Origin of the sequence: Fructobacillus tropaeoli (assembly GCF_001047135.2) — a bacterium.
Taxonomy (GTDB): domain Bacteria; phylum Bacillota; class Bacilli; order Lactobacillales; family Lactobacillaceae; genus Fructobacillus; species Fructobacillus tropaeoli.
In genome coordinates, this window is record NZ_DF968081.1 from 78358 (window position 1) to 94225 (window position 15868).

Consider the following 15868-nt stretch of genomic DNA (forward strand, 5'->3'; position numbering starts at 1 on the left):
ATTTTAATGATAGACTAATAAATAAATCATTTGTCGCCACAAGTTGGAACTGGGAGGTATAAATGTCGATTAGCTCTGCTCTGGAAAAACGCTTACCAACACTTCGATTATCGCTGCGATTGTCGAAACCTTAGGGACCATTCTCTTAGGTTTTTGGCTTCGTAAGCGGCAAACTCTTAGCCAAGATGCCGTCAAAACTTTGACGAGCATCACGATGACGCTTGCCCTACCCCTCTTAGCTTTTACGGCCTTTCTAACCCCATTGAACCATCAAACCCTCGTCCAAAGTATGGATGTTCTGATTTGGGGCTTGATTATTTATGTCATTTTGATTGTCACGATGCCCTTTTTATACGGTCGCTACGACAAAGACCAACGCGACGTTTTAGGCGTCTTAACCGCCTTTGGATCGACAAATTTCTTTGGCATGCCAATTGCTGGAGCCGTCTATGGTGCTAAGGGAATTATGTATGCCTCTGTTTTCAATATTGGCTATCGTGTTTTCTTATACTCCTACGCTTATATCAAGATGTCTGGCGAGCAGCTACGTGGTGAACATATCAAAAAGATGCTCGTTAACCCAATTGTGATTGCCACCTTCTTAGGCTTGATTCTCTGGGTTAGTCAAAACTGGATGCCTCAGATCAGCATCAGCACTGGAGGTAAAACCAGCCAGGTGGCCTTCTACCGCCTCGATGTCACTGTCCCTTGGCTCTTTGCCTGGATGAAGCTGTTAGCCGGCCTAGCTTCACCACTGGCCTGGTTAGCCATTGGAGCTAACTTAGCTCAGATGCCCTTTGCAGATGCGATTCAAAATCACACCGCCTGGTACTACTCCTTCAATAAGGTCATCATTGTCCCAATCATCATGGCTGCCATCGCTATCTTGGCAAATACTACCCATATCTTGCCCGTTGACCAAGTGGCCATGGCGACAATGGTCATTATGATGGCCACCCCCGTTGCCACGGTGGCAGTCAACTACGCCATGGCCTTTAACCATCAAAGTTTACTGGCGGCTAATACCTAGCTGATTTCGACCATTTCAGCTACGGTGGTCTTGCCGCTCTGGATTATCATTGTCCAACTCTTAGGTGAATTGCCCGTCTTTAAATAGCAAAACATTAAAAACGAACCATTATCACGGCCAACCATCAAGTTCAATCACCTGGGTGGTCAAAGTACCATCGTCGCTAACCGGCTGTGTTCAGGCTGATTTTTCCGATGATGACAAAAACAACAGGTTGGGCAGATTATCTCTTTTTCAATCGACTATTAATCGGTATAATGGTCCTTATTGAGGAGTTGAAAGGAGCCAAAATCATGGCCATTGTTGGATTACTCGTCGTTGCCTTCGCTTTATTAATTATCTTATTTGCGGCCGCTCACGGCTGGAAGCTTTTCCGTCAAGGAGACGTCAGCATGCTCCCGCTACTTGGAATTGCTGCCTTCCTTTTTCTAATCGGGCTCATCTTTATTATTTATAATTTGATGACGCTTCACTAATTTAAGAAAATCAGATTAAAACTAGCCCCAATCATAACGCTACTAAAAACGATAGCCACTGACCAGAGATCAGTGACTATCGTTTTTTAAAAGGCAATCAAATAAGCAAGAAAGGCCTCAACAACTAAAAGTAGAAAGGTGATTAGACTGTAATAGGAAAGAATTCCGACGTATTCTCGAATCAAGGCCGTTGGCAAAAAGTACAGAGAAGTTGGCGCCCCAATTCCCTGAGCTGAAAAACCAATCCGCTTAGAATAAAGACTAGCCCGCATAACATGGTAATTACTGGTCAAAAAGAGAATCTGCGGTTGACCAGTACGGCCTGATTTTTCCCAGTCTGTTAGAATCTTTTCCTTGGAGAACATAAAGTTCTCAAAGGTATTGCGGGACTGATTCTCTAAGATGATATCTTCTGCCGGCACACCGACTTCGAGCAAATACTTCCGCATGGCATCGGCCTCGGAAGTACTTTCGTCAGACCCCTTTCCACCGGAAACCACAAACTTTGGGCGTTTTTCTTCTTCGGCCTGACGGTAATAGGCCAAAGCCCGGTCCACTCGACTCTGGAGCAACGGCGTGACCCGGCCATTATGGATATAACTACCCAGCACAATGATGTAATCAGCCTTCTTCGTCGCTGGCAATACCTGGTACAAAAGTGAATAACCCAGGTAACTGAGAAACAGCAAGAAGAAAGTATTGTAGACGAGCATTCCCAGTGTATAGCAGAAGAAAAGAAAACGACCATGAACTTCCCCAATCAAAAAGAGCAAATAAAAATCAATGCCCATCGTGACTGCCAAGAAGAGCGCTAATTTAGCGGTAAAACTCTTCCCTTCCTTATGGGAAATAATATTAGTATTGCGCGCCAACCAAAAAATGGCGAAGGCAATCACTGCAATTGGCAACAAAATAACCAAAATGTTCATCACCGGTATCTGTTTGTCTAAGACATAACCAGCTAACTTCAAATAAAGCGCCATCACCGTCAGCAATAACGAAAAAATCAGTAAACTTCCAAAAATGAAGTTCCGCTTATCAATGGCAACAGCGACAACAGCCACGACCACAAGTGCTAATAATAAATAAATTAATGGTGTCAGCATTTCAGCCACCCTCTTTACGCTTTTGTTTCAATTATAACAGAAATGAATGGCAAAATAGAAAAAGCACCCGGAAAGCAGAATCCGGGTGCTTGGAGAGAAGAATAAATTAAGCAGAAATATATTTTTTAAGCGTAAGTTAACTTTAAGCGTCAGTTACTTGAGGACAACTTGCCAGCTGGTAGGCACTTCTAGAGTGTGTACTTCCTTGACCAAGTTATCTTCTTTATTTTGTTTGAACAACCACTTGTAAGTATCGTTTTTGTAAACCCACTTAGTCGTTGTTGTCTTAACTTGAGCAGTTTGAACATCAGCCTTCGTATAAGTAGCTGATTGCTTAACTGATTTGACAATGTCACTGGTATCAGGCGCAAAGTGAGCGGTTGCTTCCTTGTCCGTTGCTTGGTCCTTATAGACCAAGACGTAGTCGTCAGTACCAATCTTCTTAGCAGCAGCCATGCCCACAGGCATTTGAGCAGGTGCAGCAGAGTAAACCTGCTTGGTAGCGACCGTTGTTTCCTTCTTCATCCCATAATGAGAATCCATGTTAGCAGCCAACAAACCAATTGAAACAACCATCGCCAATGAGAAGATTGTTCCAAAAGTAGCCTTCAGGACTTTTGATGGCATCAGGAACCAGCTAGCAGCAGCTAAGGCAACAAAAATCGGAATAATTACCAAAATCATGATTAAGCTTCCTCCTTCTTGTCTTGCTTAACAAAGAATGCCAGGATGAAACCAAGAACGGCGAAACCAAGACTGATCATAAAGGCAATCTTGAAACCATCCAAAGAAGCATCCAACATCTTGCTTGCGTAGCGCAATGGTTCCGTAACCTTCAAATGGTTACTTGGTGTGTTGTTGTTGATAACGTTTTGAACAACTGATGTCAACAAGGCAACCACAACAGAGTTGACAACCTGACGCAAAGTGTTGTTAGCGGCAGTACCGTGAGATGTCTTTGCATCGGGCAAAGCGGCCATGGCCTTAGTTGTCATTGGCATCATGGCCATGGCAATCCCGGCCATTCGAACACCGTACAAGACACTAATAATAATGGTTGGTGTTTCAGGAGTTAAGAACAAGAATGGGAAAGTTCCCAAACCAAGGATGGCAAAACCAACCATTCCTAAGGCCCGTGCACCGACCTTGTTATACAAGGCACCTGAGATGGCACTGAAGACACCCATCAACAAGGCTCCCCAGAGCAAAGTCAATCCAGAATCAAAGGCTGACAAGCCACGCACGTTTTGCAAGTACGTTGGCAACATCATTTCGACACCGAACATCGCCATCATGGCCAAAATTCCAACAACAGATGGAATCGTAAAGTCCTTCGTCAAGAAGACCTTAACATCCAAGAATGGGTTCGACAATTTCAACTGACGCCAAACGAAGACTACTAAGAGTGCAACACCGGCAAAAATTGGTACGAGCACGTTTGGCACATTGCCCCAACCGTGTGAACCGACGTTGGTGAAGCCCCACAAGAAGAGACCAAAACCAATCGTTGAGAGAACCAATGACAAGAAGTCCAACTTAACCTTCTTAGTTGGAATAACGTTCTTCATCAAGAATGGTGTCAAAACCAAGGCAATTCCAGTAATAATCAAAGGAATCAAGAAAGTTGAGCGCCAGCTATCAGACAAAGTGAAGCCCAAAATCGTGTGGTCTTGCTTCAAAATCCAACCTGACAAGGTTGGACCAATGGCTGGGACCATTCCAATAACCAATCCCATCGCACCCATGGCTGCGCCTCGTTCTTCGGGGGCATACATGTTTAAGATGACGATTTGCATCATTGGCATCATGATTCCAAAAGCCATGGCTGAAATAATCCGGCCAACAATGAAAATCCACCAAGATCCACTATTTTCTGGTGTGGACATTGTTACCAAGACCCCAATAAAGAGTAATCCATAGGCAACCATGTGTAAGATTTTGGTTGGAATTCGGTTAGCTAAGTAAGCTGACAATGGCACCATCATCCCGTTAAAGAGAAGGAACCATGTCGTTGCTTGTTGAGCTGTCGACAAGTTAATATCGAAAGCCTTCATTAGGGAAGGAATGGCCGTCCCCAATGATGTCTGCATCAACGCACCGGCGGCCATGGCAATCATCATGACCACGACGACGAGTGTTCGATTGTAAGTTCGAGTATTTGTTTGAACTGCTTCCATCGTTATTTCCTTTCGTGGTACAATGTGTACCAGTTACTTTATGGAACATAGTGTAACAGTTAGATTTAACTGAGTCAACATGTTTCACTAAATTTATTTATTTGCTATAATATTCTTAGAAAAAAAGGAATTTAATCACAAAACGACACTTGTCGTGGAGGAACCTAGATGAAATTTGGCCAACAAGAAAATATCCGAGTTAAGCAACAAATTGTGGACGGTTTTTTTGAGCAATTAAAGGAACAACCCCTTTCAGAAATCCGAGTTGCACAGCTCATTAAATCAGCTGGAGTCGCGCGGGTAAGTTACTACCGCAACTTCGATAACATCGAAGATATTTTGACCTTTTACTTAACCTGTTTGGTGACCCAACACCATGAGCAAGAGAAACAAAGTTCAATCCCCCATAGTCGCACCCGGGAAACCATGAAGAGGCGCTTTACCGATTCTTTTGTTGCATTTAAAAGCCAGGAAGAACGGTTTATGCTGTTAATCGACCGGGGACTTTCCAGCCATATTTATGAATTTTTTGTAAACTTTGGCGAAATTATCAAGGCTAAACATCCTGAAAAAAAGCATGGCTTTAATTATAAACATATCTTTGTTTTTGGTGCTTCCTTTCACGTCATGATGGCCTGGTTACAAAACGGAGCCAAAGAAAGTCCCGAAGAAATGGCTGATTTTTTGGTCAATACGATGCCAGATAGTTTTTTCGACAAAGAGCCGTCAGTAGAAAAATAAATCATCCCCCCTTCAATCAAGAAGCCAAACTCACCCTGAGTTTTGGTTTCTTTTTTTGTGCCTTTCATCCAAAATAGCCCACAAAAAAGCACCCGGGAAGCAGGACCCGAGTGCTGATAGAGATGTATTCGAAGAAATATTGTGAAAAATAATGCTAATTTAATGAGAATGTTATGTCTGGTGCCCTAGAACTCCTGGTCATTTTTCGTTTTGCTGTTGTCTCAACGTACCGCTTTCAAATCAGTTCTTGCTGGTTGGCCGTTAGAAAGTCCATAAAATATTGACTAGCAATTGGCAGCGCTTCTTTCTCCCGGTAAGCAATCGCCACTGGACGCTTGACCTGCGGCTCAACTGATTTTGCCACCACATTAAAGTTAGTCCGACTAGCCACTAACTCTGAGAGCATGCTAATACCCAACCCGGCCTCGACCATAGCCATAATCGTGTAATCATCCTGGATCCGATAGCGGACATTGGGCGTTAGACCCGCCTTGCGAAAAGCCTCGAGTGGTTCGCTATAACCCCCACCCTCGACCAAAATAAAGGGTTCTTCTGTCAAAGACGCGATCGGCACTTGGTCTAATTTTGCCAGTGGGTGATCCGCCGGCAGAAAGGCCTTCATCTCCGTAGTGTGGATGATTTGTTTAGCCAGGTCATCCCCATAGTCAGCCGTCATGAGGCCAAAATCGACGGTCCCATCCTGAATCCAATTCACAATGGTTCCATAATCACCCTGATGCAAAACAAATTCAATCGCCGGATAGCGTTCCTGAAACCGTTTGAAGAGGTCTGGCAACCAATAACAACTAACACTCGTAATCGCACCAATTCGAACAGTTCCTGTTTCAAGGCCCCGGATTGCCCCCGCTGTTTCTTGCAAGATTTGGTATTGGCGCAACGACCGCTCGATATAGGGATAGAGCTTTTCGCCTTCTGGGGTCAGTTGAACACCTTGACGAGAACGCTTTAACAATTGGATGCCAAACTCCTTTTCAAGGCTAGCCACCATCTGGCTGACCGAGGACTGCGTATACCCCAGCGCTTGTGCAGCTTTGGTGAAGCTATTCATCTGGAGAATCTTTTCTAAAACTAGTAAATGGTTCATCAATCGTTTTTCCTAATACAACTATGTGATTTATTAATTGTACTTATCATATCATTTTTTCTATAATAAGAGAGCTAGAAAGAAACATTTGAGGTATAAGTATGAACATTTCCAAAAAAGAATCAGTCGCTAATTTTCTAAGCGCTGATGCTCGTCTCCAAAAAACATTAACCGCCAAGGACTTAATTGCCCTTGGCATTGGTGCCGTGATTGGTACCGGTATTTTCATCCTACCCGGTCACGAAGCTGCTAGTCATGCCGGCCCGGCTGTAGCCGTTGCCTTTTTAATCGCCGCCCTCGTCTCTGGTTTAGTCGGCATGGCCTATGCGGAGTTTTCTTCCGCTATGCCGATTGCAGGTTCAGCCTACTCCTTTGGCTCCGTTATCTACGGGGAATTTGTTGGCTGGATCTTAGGGTGGTCACTGATTTTAGAGTATTTTTTGGCTGTTTCTGCGGAAGCAACTGGCTTTGCGGCCTACTTTAATCACAACATTTTGGCGAGCTTTGGCCTTAACTTACCAAAGGCTCTGCAGGCCAGCCCAATGGAAGGTGGTTTGATTAACTTCACTGCTGTCGTGATTGTCTTGATTATTGCCGGAATTCTCATGATGGGAACCGAATTATCAAAAAAAGTAGAAAACTTTGCCGTCATTGTCAAAGTAGCCATTATCATTCTCTTTATTATTGTCGGCTTCTTTTATGTCAAAACCAGCAACTACGTACCTTTTTATCCAAAAGAATTTCACAGTGTTCCCTTTGGAATGGGCGGTATCTTTACGGCAGCGGCAACGGTTTTCTTTGCGTTTATTGGCTTTGATGCCCTCGCTTCCAATTCGGCCGAAACCATTAACCCCGGCAAAAACGTCATTAAGGGGATTTTGGGAACCGTCATTATTGCCGTGATCCTCTACGTCGCCTTTTCCTTAGTTTTGACCGGTATCGTCAACTACAAAGAACTGAATGTCGATGACCCCGCCGCCTATGCACTTCAGGTGGTCCATCTGACTGCTTGGAATAAGCTCATTACGATTGGCGCCCTCTTTGGAATTTTTACCGCGATGGTCACAATGTTTATTGGTGGGTCACGACTCGTTTATGCCCTTGGGCGCGACGGTCTTTTGCCTAAAAAATTAGGTCAGGTGAGCCAAAAGCATGCGGTTCCAACGAATGCGGTCCTAATTGCAACCGTAGTTCAGGCAGTTTTTGCTGGACTCGTCCCACTGACTCAATTGGCTTCGCTGATTAACGCTGGAACATTGATTGCCTTTACCTTTATTTCTTTTGGTATTTTAAAACTCCGTCATCGATCAGATATTCAAAATACAGGTTTCAAAATGCCCTGGTATCCATTCCTGCCAATTTTGGCTGGCCTGTGCAGTATTTTCTTTATCATCATGCTGCCAGATATCACCAAGATTTCCGTTGGCATTTGGCTCTTGATTGGTATTGCCGTCTACTTCACCTATAGTGTCCGTCACTCCAACCTACAAAATCAGTAACAGAAAAGGACTTGCGTTAATCAATGCAAGTCCTTTTTTTAATTTAATCAATTGTTGCCGCACACTTTTCAATGTATGCTTCACGGTCTTTTTGTGTCACACCTGAATCCATGTGGCCCAAAACATAAGCTTTGTTCAACTTAATTCCTGTTTAAGCAAAAACCCCTAACTTGTAACGGCTGACGACGTTACCAAACATCTTGTAGTACCAGCCCCCAAAATTAGAACTCGTAAAGACGTCCGCCTTCTTGCCCGTCAGATGCTTAACAATTTTACCGTTACGACGGTTGTAAGCAAAGCCAGGCGTAAAGACGCGGTCAATCATCCCCTTCAAAACAGATGGTTCTGCTGACCACCAAACAGGGAAGAAGAATGAAATTCGATCCGCCCAGGCAATCTTTTCTTGGACTGCCTTCGGAAAACTTTCATCTTCCATATGTTGACGATAGCCGTACGCTGTCAAAATCAGCGGTCGCTAGGTCCACAATTTGGACTTCATGGCCCTTTTCTTTTGCCACCGCTGCAAAGTTCATCGCATTAGCGTGAGTGAATGATTCTTGGTCAGGGTGACCCTGAATAATAAGCATTTTCATGGTGTTTTTCCTTTTCGGTTGGGATACCCACTCGGGTATTCGTAATTGCGCCATATGACCTATATTATAGCATTTTATTCGCAATCGATTTTTATTAAATACAACCATCATGCCCGCTTCCTTACTGATTTTTGAAAAATTTTTTCACTGCACGGACACATCTTGACAATTTTTGGTCAAAAGTCCATACTTCTTTACAAGAATACCGGAGGCGTAAAAATGACTCAAACATGGTTTCTCAACCACTTGACTACTCTTGTTAGTGGCCGTCTGATGACCAACGCAAAACGGCCATCTGCTGTCCATGTTTCTGCTATTTCAAAGACAAAAACGCCTGCAGACTGCCTTTTTATGGTGTTTGCTGTCCGATTCTTATTTCCTTTTATGCAGCTTAATCAAGGCCAAAATGTGGGCTTTTGCTATCGGTGTTAGAGACTGTCAATTTTTTGATGGTCTTTTTATTTTTTCATTTATCCAACAGCGGATTTTAATTCGTTGGATATTTTAATATTCACTTGATACTCACTTAATCTTGATATAGCGCTTTAGGCCTACACTATTTTTATTCGAACGAAGGAGGTCCTCGCTTTTGCGATCAAAATGGATACACAAACTTGATTGGTACCTTGTCGGCATACTGATTCTCAGCGCTATTTTATATGGCTGGGGTATCTGGGATGCAGGCAGTGCCAACAGTTTCTACACTGCAGCCATCACTTCCATGACCAAGTCATGGTCAAACTTCTGGTACGGGGCATTTGACCCAGCCGGTTTCATCACGGTGGATAAGCCACCTGTAGCGCTTTGGTTCATGGCCATTTCCGCTAAGATCTTCGGCGTTCACGGTTGGTCCGTTGTCCTCCCAAGTGTCTTGGCTGGAATTGCCTCCGTTTATCTCATGTACCGTCTCCTAGAGCCAAAGTTTGGTGCCTGGGCTGGACGGACAGCCGCATTATTCATGACGTTGACGCCCACTGTTGTTGCCAACAGCCGGACAAACAACATGGATGCTATCTTAGTCCTCTTCCTTCTATTAGCGGTCTTCACATTACAAAAGGCCGTGAACAAGAGGAACGTCTGGTTAGTCATGTTAAGCTTTGCTCTGATTGGTGTTTCCTTTAACATCAAGATGCTCCAAGCCTTCATGATTTTGCCAGCCATGTTCGCCTACTACATTATCGCCATCAAGATTCCTTGGAAAAAGAAGATTGGCTGGTTGGGACTCGCACTCGTTTCCCTTTCCGTCTTCACCTTGGCTTATCCAATGGCAGTTGATTCAGCAAGCAAGAGTTCGCGCCCCTATATTGGTAGTTCTCAGACTAATTCCTTGATGGAATTGGCCTTTGGCTACAACGGGACGCAACGTTTACTTGGGCAATCAACTGGTACTGGTGGTACCTTTGCCGGTATGGGAACAAAGAAGACTTCGAAGTCTTCAAAATCAGCAACTGGAACGAACCAAATGGGCCAGGCTCCGACTACAGGAACTGGTACAACTGGTCAGACCACTAATGGTCAAAATCAGACCGGTACACAAACCGGTCAGACAACAAACGGTACTGCACCAACTGGCCAAGTTCCAACAGGTACTAACGGTCAAAACCAAACAGCACCAACTGGTCAAGCTCCAACCGGTAAGATGGGCAAGATGACTGGTCAACCTGGTGGTAAGACTGGTAAACGTGGCGGTATGGGCGGTGCTGGAAGTGCCTTTGCCATCGGTTCTATCGGACCATTCCGTCTCTTCCAGTCCGATCTTGGTTCTCAAATCGGTTGGTACCTCCCATTAGCCTTCCTTGGCCTCATCGCTGGTTGGCTTGGCTTCCGCAAGCGCGGTAGCAAGTGGTACCACGTTTCAAGTGAACAAGAAGAGGTTCTCCTCTGGGCCGGCTGGTTCGTCCCTGTTTACGGCTTCTTCTCAGTCGCTTCATTCTTCCACCCTTATTACACCATCATGTTGGCCCCAGCCATTGCAGCCTTGACGGCTATCGGTGTCGCTGCCGTTACCAAGATGATGAAGGTCGATGTCAACAGTGAAGATGAAGCCGTTGACAAGACACAACCATTCGTTGCTCGCATCATGCTTAGTGTAGCCGTGATCACCACGCTACTCCTACAAGCTTATTACGTTTCTTCTTATTACCCAGTGATTACTGGTATCCTGATTGTCCTGGCCGTTGGCCTCGGTGTCTGGTGGCTCTTCCCACAAAAGACAGCAATCAAAGCAAAGATTATTGCCACAGCTGTTTCAGTCTTGGCAATGGGTGCCTTCTGGGCAGCCACACCAACCATCACCCATACTTCAGCAGCTATTCCAGCTGCCGGTCCATCCCTCTTCAGTCGTGGTGGTACCGATATGGGTGGCACTGTGAATAAGAAGCTCTTAGCCTATACCGAAAAGCACCAAGGTTCCGCTAAATACCTCTTTGCCACAACCGATTCAAACTCAGCTTCTGGTTACATTATCAAATCAGGAAAGGCTGTCATGGCCCTTGGTGGTTATAATGGTACTGATCCAACGATGACCTTTAAGCAATTTAAGCAACTCGTTAAGGATGGTAAGTTGAAGTACTTCGTCCTTGGTTCCCGTAGCAAGAGTTCTGATGGTCAAATCAAGAAGATTCTGGCCTGGGTAAAGGAAAAGGGTACAGTTGTCACTTATGACTCGGGTTCAAAGTCGACAACAACAGCTGCTAGCCAAACAACAACGACAACAGCGACAACAGCTGGTGGTACAACTGCAGGCGGCATGACAGCCGGTGGTCCAACAGGAATGGGTGGCTCTTCAAGCTCTACTCTGTATGATTTGTCCTCAATTTATTAAGACGAAAGGAGTCCAATTATGTTGACACGTTCAAAAATCCCACGGTTAGGGTTAATCCTACCAGCTTATAACGAAGAAGAAGTTCTTCCAACCACGCTGAACGTCCTCCAAGGGATTAAAGCAAGCTTGGTTGAACAGATGCTCGTCAGCGAAGATAGCTTCATTATGATTGTTGATGATGGTTCAGCTGATAAGACTTGGTCAATTATCCAACAGCAAGAACGACAAAATTCCGACATTATCGGCGTTAAGTTGTCCAAAAACTTTGGTCACCAACCAGCCCTCCTGGCCGGTATGACCGAAAGTAGCAAGCTCGCGGATATCATGATTACCCTTGATGCCGACATGCAGGACAATCCGGACGTCATTAAACAAATGGTCGAAAAGTACTTAGAGGGCAATGAAGTCGTCTATGCTGTTCGCTCTAGCCGCCAAACTGATACCTGGTTCAAGCGTAATTCTGCTTTAGCTTTCTACAAGTTGGCTGGTTGGTTAGGAGTCAAAATGGTCCCCAACCACGCTGATTTCCGCTTAATGAGTAAAGTTGCCGTGAAGGCCCTCCTCAAAATGCCAGAACGCAACGTCTTTCTCAGGGCCATGGTCCCCTTGGTTGGTTTCCAATCTGCTAAGGTTTACTACGAGCGTGGTGAACGTCAAGCCGGGGAGTCCAAGTACCCACTAAAAAAGATGCTTTCCTTTGCCATCGATGGAATCACCAGTTTTAGTACCCAACCGATCCGCTTGCTCCTTCACCTAGGAATCCTCGTCCTTGGAATTGCTGGTGTCGAAATTGCCTATACAGTTTTTGAAAAAATTGTCGGTAATCCAACGGCCGGTTGGTCATCATTGATGATTTCCATCTGGTTGCTCGGTGGGTTGAACCTGATTGCTTTGGGGGTTGTCGGCACTTACATCGGTAAAATCTTTACCGAAGTCAAGCACCGTCCACTCTTCCAGATTGAGCGTGAGGATGGCTACCCGGTGGCAGAAGACCAACTCACAAAAGTAAGTCCAATGCCCCAGTCAGAAGAAACAGAAACACCAAGTTATGAAACTGATTATCAGGTTGTCCACCAAGTGATTAGTCGCTAAGCGATTGATTAATCTGGACTTGGCTTAATCAACAAACTTCCCCTCAAAAGGATGTCGCTAACAATCATGTTAGTGGCATTCTTTTTTGCTTCCAGGGATGATTGATTTTAATTTTTAAAGTCATTTTAAAAAGCGTTTCGGAAAATAAATTAAAAAAGTGTTGACAAATGAGAAAAACGTCCGTAAACTCTAATAAAAAGTTGATGTTGAAGAGATAAGTAAACTTTAGCGGCAAATGATAGAGAGCTGACATTTGGTGAAAGTCGGTTTTGCTTAGAAGTTGAAAATGGTCTTGGAGTCGTGTAACGTGGTGAGTTTTGTCAAAATCAGCCGCGTTCGGGTGCGCCCGTTACCGCGTTAGAGTATCTCATTTTTTGACGTACTTGTTGAGTGACTAGCAGCGATGCTAGCCAGAATCCGGGTGGTAACACGATTAAATCGTCCCGTAGTCTTTTATGACTACGGGACTTTTTTTATTGTCCTGTATCCAAAACAGCAACAAATACTAAAAAGTCCCGTTTTATCAAAGGAGAAAAAACAATGGCAGAAGTTGAAAGTTTTACATTAGATCACACAGCAGTTAAGGCCCCATACGTTCGTTTGATTGCCATTAATCCCCCCTAGTTTTCCATCTCAAAACACAACTCGCCAACCTTGTTAGTAATATCAATTGACAAACCCGAGATAGTTTTTAATATTGTGTCACTGTCGTATTCATCCACTTGTTTATTTTTAATTGCTACTGCTAACAACTGGGCAATGGCGTTAATCTCTGATGATAAATCTGATATAATTCAAGATCTAATTTATATAACGTTGTTACTTCTTGTTTTTCCATGTTAAAATATAGCCAAATAGCCATTAAAAAGGCGTTTTTCTCAAGTCATTCCCATCTAGTCGCCAAACTTCGGGGGATGTCTTTTTTTTGCCTTTTTCATGCTTTTGGCTCTCCTTTCTTAAATATCAGCAAATAACTTTGCTTTGATGTCTTGGTAGTCGTTGCCGTCCAGAAGATACAAGGCTATATGTTGCTTAGCTCGTTCTAGTCGTTCTTTCTGGTCATTATCTAACACCTCTTCTGGGCTATTGACTTCTTTAGATTTTTTGAGTTGCTTAGGTGTCAGCCCCGTGGCGCACTTATAGGCTAGTTGATGGTAATTCGTATAAGCGTACTTATCGAACTTCCATCTCATCCCCCTTAATGCCATTCTTTAATCGCTTTGCTAATCTCGTCGCGGTCGTACATTGTGCCGTACCCTGTAACGTGTGCCTGCACTCATCCAGTGTTCACTAAATGGCGCTTGAAAGTGTTCGACGAACACCCTGCATACTTGGCCGAGTTTTTTTAGGTTAAGCCACCTTGGCCTCTCTGTGACTGTCTGTGTTGTTTGCTCCATGCTATTCCTCCTTAAGTAGCCAATCATTTAGCTTATCGAACGTACGCTCTTGCGCTGTATCTACCTTTCCGTTAATAACCTTGGATATTGTTACAGCAGTAACGCCTGTTTTCTCAGATAGCTGCCTATAAGTTAGGTGCTCTCGTGCTTGCTTAATAGTTAAAGCATCAATAAATATCTTGCTTAGTACTTTCATGCCCTCTCCATTTCCGAAAAACTCGGTTAATATGTTGTTTAGTATATATCCTAGTTTTTTCGGTTGTCAATCTTTTTTTAATTTTTTCCGAGATATTCGGTAAAATAGCAAAAGTATGTTATTCTTTTTTGTGAGGAACAACTATGAAAAATCGTTTAAAAGAATTAAGAAAAGAAAAAAAGCTCTCTCTAGTTTCTATCGAAAAACAAACAGGAATTAAGCGCTCCACGTTTAGCGATTATGAGAATGGTAAAACAGAACCCAAACTAGCAACGTGGCAAAAGCTTGCTGATTTCTTTGGTGTGTCTGTTGGTTATTTGCAGGGTATCAGTGATATACGAGAACCATTTGAATCGCACACCATGGAGGAATGGTGGGACAAGGCTCTTGGATACATGGCAGACGTTAACCCTCAAGTTTTCGATGAAGAACGTAAAAAGCACGAACAAATCAAGGCAACGAAGCAAGTCGCTCCCATCTTGGATGTCATCTCTAAAAATGAGAGTTTGCCTGATAATTACATCGATTATAATGTTGAGATTAAAGACGATACGACAAAGGCCAATATCTACAAAGCAACAAGCATGCTAGCAGAGCTTGGCCGTAACTCATCCCCAGAAGCGAAAGCAGACTTACAACGTATTACCGAACTGCTAGAACATCTAGAAGAACGTACACAATTACCACCAGAATTAGGTGGATACGAGTAATAAAAAAAGCCCACTTGGGCTTGCATGATACAAAGCGCCTTGATTATTAAGGCATGGACTCCCACTATCGGGGATGAAAGGAAGAACAATATGAACACTAAAGACAAACGATAACTTAAAATCCGCTGTTATTTTTGTTATAATTGCGGTTGTCGGCTATACAGTTACTTATTACTAGGACTGTAACAGGACAAATAAAAAAAGCACGTTGGGGCTTGCAATGATACTGACTAGCATTAGGAGATAAAAAAACATGATAGCATTAATTGGACTTGCCATTACTTTATTAGGACTTATCATTTTAACAATGGGTCAAACTGCCCCGCTCATACGCTTATACTTTGGAGATAGGAGTGTAATTTCACAGATCTTTTGGGGGACAATCCTATTTTTAATTGGTGGCGGTATACTAATTATAAATGCTGCTTACTTGATGTGATCAGCACAAAAATAGCCCTACTCGTTTGAGTAAGGCTTTTTATATTAGGGATGTTCTGACGGTGCCTAATTCGTTCATTGTTACAATTACTGCAAAATACTGCATTACTTTCAAAAAAAGAGTTCAATGCCATAATAGCTATAAACCGCTACAGAAAGGTAATACTGACTGCACCCTATTTATAGTTTTTTGAAAGAATGCAAGGGTTATAAAACTGCGCCTCTTTTGAAAAAGGGTGCAAAATATAAACAACGCTAAACGCTTATATAAAGCTATTTACCACTGCATGCCTTTTAGACTTTTTCAATAAAATGCAGATTTTTGCAGACAGTAGCAATTACTATAAACCACTGCCCTATTTTGGGGATCTAGTTTGTAACTTTTTAGGTGCGACCGTTTTAATCTTTTTCATACACTTTTGTACCATGCACTTTTATTGCCTCCGCCCATTGCGCTTTAATGGCCTTGTCATGCGCTTCCTTT

16 protein-coding genes, 1 pseudogene and 1 other annotated feature are annotated in these 15868 nt (G+C 43.5%); of the genes and pseudogenes, 9 read left to right on the top strand and 8 right to left on the bottom strand.

Annotation, left to right across the window (positions count from 1 at the left end):
• Positions 1 to 139 precede the first annotated feature (139 nt).
• Complete coding sequence (locus tag AOQ32_RS04395) at positions 140 to 1030, top strand: AEC family transporter (protein WP_338066428.1); 891 nt, start codon at positions 140 to 142, stop codon at positions 1028 to 1030.
• Between the two features lie 194 nt (positions 1031 to 1224).
• The gene (locus tag AOQ32_RS08585; RefSeq protein WP_148666519.1) at positions 1225 to 1506 is read left to right on the top strand and encodes a hypothetical protein; all 282 of its coding nucleotides are present in this window, start codon (positions 1225 to 1227) and stop codon (positions 1504 to 1506) included.
• 86 nt (positions 1507 to 1592) lie between these two features.
• Here AOQ32_RS08585 and AOQ32_RS04405 read toward each other — a convergent pair whose 3' ends face one another.
• From AOQ32_RS04405 to AOQ32_RS04415, 3 genes are all read right to left on the bottom strand, one after another.
• The gene (locus AOQ32_RS04405; RefSeq protein WP_059393773.1) at positions 1593 to 2612 is read right to left on the bottom strand and encodes a YdcF family protein; all 1020 of its coding nucleotides are present in this window, start codon (positions 2610 to 2612) and stop codon (positions 1593 to 1595) included.
• A 153-nt stretch (positions 2613 to 2765) separates the two neighbouring features.
• Positions 2766 to 3296 (bottom strand): DUF4811 domain-containing protein, encoded by a 531-nt coding sequence (locus AOQ32_RS04410; RefSeq protein ID WP_059393774.1) that lies wholly within the window; start codon positions 3294 to 3296, stop codon positions 2766 to 2768.
• Positions 3297 to 3298: 2 nt separating this feature from the next.
• Positions 3299 to 4789: an MDR family MFS transporter gene (locus tag AOQ32_RS04415; RefSeq protein WP_059393775.1), complete on the bottom strand. Its 1491-nt coding sequence runs from the start codon at positions 4787 to 4789 to the stop codon at positions 3299 to 3301.
• 168 nt (positions 4790 to 4957) lie between these two features.
• Between AOQ32_RS04415 and AOQ32_RS04420 the strand changes: the two genes are divergently transcribed.
• Complete coding sequence (locus AOQ32_RS04420; RefSeq protein WP_059393776.1) at positions 4958 to 5530, top strand: TetR/AcrR family transcriptional regulator; 573 nt, start codon at positions 4958 to 4960, stop codon at positions 5528 to 5530.
• A 235-nt stretch (positions 5531 to 5765) separates the two neighbouring features.
• Here AOQ32_RS04420 and AOQ32_RS04425 read toward each other — a convergent pair whose 3' ends face one another.
• A complete protein-coding gene (locus AOQ32_RS04425; protein WP_059393777.1) occupies positions 5766 to 6635 on the bottom strand; it encodes a LysR family transcriptional regulator in 870 nt (289 codons plus the stop codon).
• 101 nt (positions 6636 to 6736) lie between these two features.
• On the opposite strand from AOQ32_RS04425, the gene AOQ32_RS04430 reads away from it, so the two are divergent.
• Positions 6737 to 8134, top strand: a complete 1398-nt coding sequence (locus tag AOQ32_RS04430; RefSeq protein ID WP_059393778.1) for an APC family permease — start codon at positions 6737 to 6739, stop codon at positions 8132 to 8134.
• A 151-nt stretch (positions 8135 to 8285) separates the two neighbouring features.
• On the opposite strand, the gene AOQ32_RS04435 is transcribed toward AOQ32_RS04430, so the two are convergent.
• Both AOQ32_RS04435 and AOQ32_RS09055 read right to left on the bottom strand, forming a co-directional pair.
• Complete coding sequence (locus AOQ32_RS04435; RefSeq protein ID WP_059393779.1) at positions 8286 to 8570, bottom strand: NAD(P)H-dependent oxidoreductase; 285 nt, start codon at positions 8568 to 8570, stop codon at positions 8286 to 8288.
• A complete protein-coding gene (locus tag AOQ32_RS09055; RefSeq protein ID WP_158531865.1) occupies positions 8560 to 8727 on the bottom strand; it encodes an NAD(P)H-dependent oxidoreductase in 168 nt (55 codons plus the stop codon). Before AOQ32_RS09055 ends, AOQ32_RS04435 begins: the two co-directional genes overlap by 11 nt.
• Before the next feature lie 589 nt (positions 8728 to 9316).
• Here AOQ32_RS09055 and AOQ32_RS04445 point away from each other — a divergent pair.
• The 3 genes and pseudogenes from AOQ32_RS04445 to AOQ32_RS04455 form a co-directional block, all read left to right on the top strand.
• Positions 9317 to 11551 carry a glycosyltransferase family 39 protein gene (locus AOQ32_RS04445; protein ID WP_059393781.1) on the top strand — a complete coding sequence of 745 codons (2235 nt, stop codon included), beginning with the start codon at positions 9317 to 9319 and terminating at the stop codon, positions 11549 to 11551.
• Between the two features lie 18 nt (positions 11552 to 11569).
• Positions 11570 to 12643 carry a glycosyltransferase family 2 protein gene (locus AOQ32_RS04450; protein ID WP_083994408.1) on the top strand — a complete coding sequence of 358 codons (1074 nt, stop codon included), beginning with the start codon at positions 11570 to 11572 and terminating at the stop codon, positions 12641 to 12643.
• A 197-nt stretch (positions 12644 to 12840) separates the two neighbouring features.
• Positions 12841 to 13092, top strand: a binding site (T-box leader).
• 91 nt (positions 13093 to 13183) lie between these two features.
• A pseudogene (locus tag AOQ32_RS04455) lies at positions 13184 to 13255 on the top strand (S-ribosylhomocysteine lyase); the annotation flags it as partial.
• A gap of 344 nt (positions 13256 to 13599) precedes the next feature.
• Here AOQ32_RS04455 and AOQ32_RS04460 read toward each other — a convergent pair.
• A complete protein-coding gene (locus tag AOQ32_RS04460) occupies positions 13600 to 13836 on the bottom strand; it encodes a hypothetical protein (protein ID WP_148666520.1) in 237 nt (78 codons plus the stop codon).
• Between the two features lie 205 nt (positions 13837 to 14041).
• Complete coding sequence (locus tag AOQ32_RS04470; RefSeq protein ID WP_059393783.1) at positions 14042 to 14236, bottom strand: helix-turn-helix domain-containing protein; 195 nt, start codon at positions 14234 to 14236, stop codon at positions 14042 to 14044.
• A gap of 143 nt (positions 14237 to 14379) precedes the next feature.
• Here AOQ32_RS04470 and AOQ32_RS04475 point away from each other — a divergent pair, with 143 nt between their 5' ends.
• Both AOQ32_RS04475 and AOQ32_RS04480 read left to right on the top strand, forming a co-directional pair.
• Positions 14380 to 14946, top strand: coding sequence for a helix-turn-helix domain-containing protein (locus tag AOQ32_RS04475; RefSeq protein WP_083994410.1), 567 nt, complete (start codon positions 14380 to 14382; stop codon positions 14944 to 14946).
• A 253-nt stretch (positions 14947 to 15199) separates the two neighbouring features.
• Entirely contained in the window at positions 15200 to 15385 is a 186-nt protein-coding gene (locus AOQ32_RS04480; RefSeq protein WP_059393784.1) for a hypothetical protein, read from the top strand.
• The last annotated feature ends 483 nt before the right edge of the window (positions 15386 to 15868 follow it).

Coding starts and splice junctions, on each gene's coding strand:
- AOQ32_RS08585 (WP_148666519.1), top strand. CDS start 1,225: ATGATGACAAAAACAACAGGTTGGGCAGATTATCTCTTTTTCAATCGA.
- AOQ32_RS04405 (WP_059393773.1), bottom strand. CDS start 2,612: ATGCTGACACCATTAATTTATTTATTATTAGCACTTGTGGTCGTGGCT.
- AOQ32_RS04410 (WP_059393774.1), bottom strand. CDS start 3,296: ATGATTTTGGTAATTATTCCGATTTTTGTTGCCTTAGCTGCTGCTAGC.
- AOQ32_RS04415 (WP_059393775.1), bottom strand. CDS start 4,789: ATGGAAGCAGTTCAAACAAATACTCGAACTTACAATCGAACACTCGTC.
- AOQ32_RS04420 (WP_059393776.1), top strand. CDS start 4,958: ATGAAATTTGGCCAACAAGAAAATATCCGAGTTAAGCAACAAATTGTG.
- AOQ32_RS04425 (WP_059393777.1), bottom strand. CDS start 6,635: ATGAACCATTTACTAGTTTTAGAAAAGATTCTCCAGATGAATAGCTTC.
- AOQ32_RS04430 (WP_059393778.1), top strand. CDS start 6,737: ATGAACATTTCCAAAAAAGAATCAGTCGCTAATTTTCTAAGCGCTGAT.
- AOQ32_RS04435 (WP_059393779.1), bottom strand. CDS start 8,570: ATGGAAGATGAAAGTTTTCCGAAGGCAGTCCAAGAAAAGATTGCCTGG.
- AOQ32_RS09055 (WP_158531865.1), bottom strand. CDS start 8,727: ATGAAAATGCTTATTATTCAGGGTCACCCTGACCAAGAATCATTCACT.
- AOQ32_RS04450 (WP_083994408.1), top strand. CDS start 11,570: ATGTTGACACGTTCAAAAATCCCACGGTTAGGGTTAATCCTACCAGCT.
- AOQ32_RS04460 (WP_148666520.1), bottom strand. CDS start 13,836: ATGAGATGGAAGTTCGATAAGTACGCTTATACGAATTACCATCAACTA.
- AOQ32_RS04470 (WP_059393783.1), bottom strand. CDS start 14,236: ATGAAAGTACTAAGCAAGATATTTATTGATGCTTTAACTATTAAGCAA.
- AOQ32_RS04475 (WP_083994410.1), top strand. CDS start 14,380: ATGAAAAATCGTTTAAAAGAATTAAGAAAAGAAAAAAAGCTCTCTCTA.
- AOQ32_RS04480 (WP_059393784.1), top strand. CDS start 15,200: ATGATAGCATTAATTGGACTTGCCATTACTTTATTAGGACTTATCATT.